Source organism: Streptomyces calidiresistens, from assembly GCF_014141525.1.
In the GTDB taxonomy this organism is placed as follows: Bacteria; Actinomycetota; Actinomycetes; order Streptomycetales; family Streptomycetaceae; genus Streptomyces; species Streptomyces calidiresistens.
Map to the genome: position 1 here is coordinate 1 of NZ_VKHS01001113.1, position 1,367 is coordinate 1,367.

General features: G+C 74.0%; 1 protein-coding gene. It reads right to left on the bottom strand.

From position 1 onward, the window contains the following. A partial coding sequence (locus FOE67_RS25790) for an MATE family efflux transporter (protein WP_182667232.1) occupies window positions 1-1,367 on the bottom strand: 1,367 nt, incomplete at both ends.

Here is a 1,367-nt window from a genome sequence, read left to right on the forward strand (position 1 = left end):
AAGACGGCAGACGATCTAGCTCCAAGTCTCGTGGGCTCCGGAGATGTGTATAATAGACAGGGGCGCCGGAAGCGGCGGCGGAACCGCAGGTGCAGCAGCAGGCCGTAGAGCAGGGAGAAACCGAGCCAGGCGGTGTAGATGCCCGGCAGGCCCCATCCCAGGTGCACCCCCAGGAACCACCCCAGGGGGATGAGCAGCAGGTAGTCGCCGGTGACCGAGGCGACCATGATCCAGCGGGTCTCCCCCGCCGCGCGCAGCATCGAGCCCCGGGACATCGCCCAGGCCAGGGGCACCATGCCCAGCAGGGCCAACGGGGTGGTGGCCCATGCCAGTTGGGCGACCGTCGGGTCCTCGACGACCAGGGAGTACGCCGGGCGGGCGACCACCAGCGCCACCAGGCCGCTCACCACCACCAAGCCGAGCAGCAACCGCACACCGGCGCGGTGGCGTTCCAGGGCCCGGTCGGGACGGTCGCCGCCCAACTCCTGGCCGGCGAGCACGGTCAGCGCGGTCGCGGCGGAGCCCAGGAGGGTGAAGACGATCAGGGTGAGGGTGTCCACCAGGCGGTAGGCGGCCAGGTCGGCGGCGCCGATGCGGGCGGCGAAGCCGGTGAGCAGTGCCTCGTTGAGGTAGCCGATGCCCATGGTGCTCATCTCGGGCCAGCCGATGCGCCACAGGCCGCGCGCGACGGCGGGCACCTCCTCGGCGCCCGTGGTGTCCCGGGGCAGGCGGGCCCGGCAGTACAGCAGCAGGTAGCCGGCACCGACGAGGGTGGCGATCAGGGTGGAGAGCGCGGCACCGGTGACGCCGAGCCCGGCGCGGAAGATCAACAGCAGGCCGAGGGGCAGGTTCACCGCGTTGACCAGCAGCGCGTTGTACATGGTGACGCGGGTGGCGCCGACGCCGGCGCAGGCGCCCTGGAGGGTGAAGGTGACGGCGGCGGCGGGCACGGCCCAGGCGAGGATCCGCAGGTAGCCGGTGCCGGGGCCGATCACCTCGTCGGGGGCGCCGAGGAGGGTGAGGATCGGCCCGGCCGTGGCGTACAGCACGGCGCCGACGGCCGTGCCGGCGAGGAGGGCGCCGAGGACCCCGACCCGGACCGTGCGGGCCAGGTCGGCCGGGCGCCCGGCGCCGTGGTGGTGCGCGACGCGGACCTGCACGGCCCCGGCCCAGCCGCGCGCGATGATCAGCGCGACGAGGTAGACCGGTGCGGAGAGCGCGAGGGCCCCCAGTCCCTCGGTGGAGAGCCGGGCGAGCAGGACGGTGTCCACCACGCCCACCGTGATCTGGGTCAGTCCGGCGACGAGCAGGGGCAGGGCGAGGGCGACCATCGGGCGGATGCCGGGGCCGGGGGGTACGGGACGGGG